We start from the raw sequence: 3,275 nt of genomic DNA, 5'->3' as shown, positions 1-3,275 counted from the left end.
CCTTCGCACAGACGATCCTGCGGGCATACGCGGCCGCAGATCTCGGGCAGCGGGTTGGTTTCGTGCATGAGCGTCGCGGCTTCGAACAGGCGGCCGTCCTGGACCAGCTTCAACCAGTTCGGAATGTAGTTGTGCACCGGACAGGCGTGCTCGCAATACGGGTTGCCGCAATCGATGCAGCGCTCCGATTGCGAGGCGGCCTCCGACGGCGCGAACTCACCGGAGATTTCGCCGTAGCCGAGTACGCGTACCGCCACGGGCACGGTGCGCGGTGTCTGCCGGGGTACCTCGAGGAAACGGAAGTCCTTCGCGCTCATGCGGCACTCCGGAGTTCTTCGGCCAGGGCATCGAGGCTGGCGGCTTTCGGTTTCACCAGCCAGAAGCGCTGCAGCAGGCCGCGGAAATCGCCAAGGACCTTGCGCCCCCACGCGGAGTCGGTGAGTTCGGCGTGGCGGGCGATGAGCTGGCGCAGGTGCTGCATGTAATGTTCCATGCCTTCGTGCGAAATGCGCACGATGTCGACGAGTTCGTGGTTGTAGCAGTCGACGAAGTTGCGCTCGGTGTCGAGCACATAAGCGAAGCCACCCGTCATGCCGGCGCCGAAGTTGAGACCGGTGCGACCCAGCACCGCGACGACGCCGCCGGTCATGTACTCGCAGCAATGATCGCCTGCGCCTTCGACGACAGCCAGCGCACCGGAGTTGCGCACGGCGAAACGTTCACCGGCCTGCCCGGCGGCAAACAGCTCGCCGCCGGTAGCGCCATAGAGGCAGGTATTGCCGATGATCGACGCTTCCTGGCTGGCGAACGGTGAGTCCGCCGGTGGCCGGATGATGAGACGACCACCGGCCATCCCCTTGCCCACACCATCGTTGGCTTCGCCCGTCAGGTCGATATGCACGCCGGATGCGTTCCATGCACCGAGGCTCTGGCCGGCCGAACCGGTCAGGTGCAGGTGAACCGGCTTCTCGACCATGCCGACATCGCCCCAGCGACGCGCAACGTCCCCGGAAAGGCGTGCGCCGATGGCGCGGTCCGTGTTCGCGATGTCGTAGCGAAATGTGCCGCCGAGCGCGTCGGCGACCACGGCACGCGTATCGGCCGAGATGCGGCTGGCCAGCGTGGCGGGATCGCGCATGGGATTACGTGCGAACGTGCAGGCGAAGTCGACCTTCTCGCCCATGCCGTCCTCGGCGATGAGAGGCGAGAGGTCGAGGCGGTCCTGTACGGCCGTCACGCCATCGCGCTGCTCGAGGCGGCCACTCTGGCCGACGAGTTCTTCAAGCGTGCGCACGCCCAGGCGCGCGAGATGGCGACGCACGTCTTCCGCGACGAAGCGGAAGTAGTTCATCACCATGTCCGGCAAGCCGAGGAAGTGCTTCTGACGCAGCACGGGGTGCTGCGTCGCGACGCCGGTGGCGCAGTTGTTGAGATGGCAGATACGCAGGTACTTGCAGCCCAGCGCCACCATCGGGCCCGTGCCGAAGCCGAAGCTCTCCGCACCGAGCATGGCCGCCTTGATCACGTCCAGGCCGGTCTTGAGCCCGCCATCGGTTTGCAGGCGAACACGTCCACGCAGGTCGTTGAGGCGCAGCGTCTGTTGTGTTTCGGCGAGACCGAGTTCCCACGGCGTGCCGRCATATTTGATGGAGGTGAGCGGGCTTGCACCCGTGCCACCGTCGTGGCCCGACACCGTGATCAGGTCCGCGCCGGCCTTCACGACACCGGCGGCGACGGTACCCACACCCGCGTGCGAGACGAGTTTCACCGAGATGAGTGCTTTCGGGTTCACTTCCTTGAGGTCGTGAATGAGCTGGGCAAGATCTTCGATGGAATAGATGTCGTGATGTGGCGGCGGTGAAATCAGGCCGATACCCGGCTTGGCGTAACGCAGGCGGGCGATGGTCGCGTCCACCTTGTGGCCGGGCAGCTGACCGCCCTCGCCCGGCTTGGCGCCCTGGGCGATCTTGATCTGCAGCACTTCGGCATTGACCAGGTAGGTCGGCGTCACCCCGAAGCGACCCGAGGCAACCTGCTTGATCTTCGACGCGCGGTCGGTGCCGTAACGGGCGGGATCTTCACCACCCTCGCCGGAATTGCTGCGCGCACCGAGACGATTCATCGCGATGGCGAGCGCTTCATGCGCCTCCGGCGACAAGGCGCCCAGCGACATACCGGCCGAGTCGAAGCGCTTGAGGATACTTTCCACCGGCTCGACCTCGTCGAGCGGGACAGGTGTACCTTCACGTGGCACGAGCAAGTCGCGCAACGCCGAGGGCGGACGCGCATCCACGTAGTGCGCGTACTTCGCATAGTCGTCCCAGTCACCCGTGCGCACCGCCACTTGCAGGCTGGCGATCACGTCCGGGTTGTACATGTGGAACTCGCCGCCATGCACGTATTTGAACAGCCCGCCTGCGCGAAGCGCGTGCGCTTCATCCCAGGCTTCGGCGGCAAGAAGGCGCTGCTCTTTCTCGAGATCGTCGAAGGTCGAACCGCCGATGCGCGACGGCGTGCCGGGGAAGCAGATATCCACGACGTCGCGCGACAGGCCGACGATCTCGAAAAGCTGCGCACCGCGGTAGCCCGCGACGGTGGAGATACCCATCTTCGAGAGGATCTTCAGCAGGCCCTTGCGGATGCCGCGACGGTAGTTGCGACCGATCTCCCGCGGCGCGCCTTCGCCGTTGCGGATGTGTCCGCTGCGGCCCATGTCGAACAGGCTCTGATAGGCCAGCCAGGGATAGATCGCCGTGGCGCCGAAGCCGAGCAGGCAGGCGAAGTGGTGAGGGTCGCGCGGCGTCGCCGTCTCGACCATGATGTTGCATTGACATCGCAGGCCACGATCGACCAGACGCGCATGCACGGCACCCGTCGCCAGCAGCGAGTGGATCGGCAGCAGGTCGCGACGGGGATAGCGGTCGCTCAGGAAGACGATCTTCACGCCGCCGCGCACGGCCGTTTCGACGGCGTCGCAGATACGCAGAAGCGCCTGTTCCAGCGTCTCGTCGGCGCCGTACATCAGGTCGAAACGCGGCGTGTCCGCATACTCCGCGTTCGCGAGGATCTGGCGCAGCTTGCGCTGCGAAAGGATCGGTGAATTGAGCAGGATCTGCTTCGCGTTCTCGGGACCGAGATCGAAAATGTTCCGCTCCTGCCCGATCTGGGTCACGAGCGACATGACCAGGCGCTCGCGCAGGGGGTCGATCGGCGGGTTGGTCACCTGCGCGAAGCCCTGGCGGAAACGATCGAACAACGGACGGATCTGTCGCGAC

The 3,275-nt window shown here is 65.5% G+C and carries 1 protein-coding gene and 1 pseudogene; both read right to left on the bottom strand.

Going from position 1 to position 3,275, the window contains the following annotated elements; all coding sequences use genetic code 11:
* Positions 1 to 317: pseudogene (locus AC1DT2_RS18835) on the bottom strand (glutamate synthase small subunit); the annotation flags it as partial.
* Positions 314 to 3,275 (bottom strand): glutamate synthase large subunit (gene gltB / locus AC1DT2_RS18830; protein ID WP_477297998.1); only part of this gene is annotated, 2,962 nt, incomplete at its 5' end. The pseudogene AC1DT2_RS18835 and the gene gltB, both read right to left, overlap by 4 nt.

This window comes from Luteibacter sp. P4_E6 (assembly GCF_056401535.1).
The sequence above is the reverse complement of the archived record's forward strand: the minus strand, read 5'-3'. Positions and strand labels throughout refer to the sequence as shown.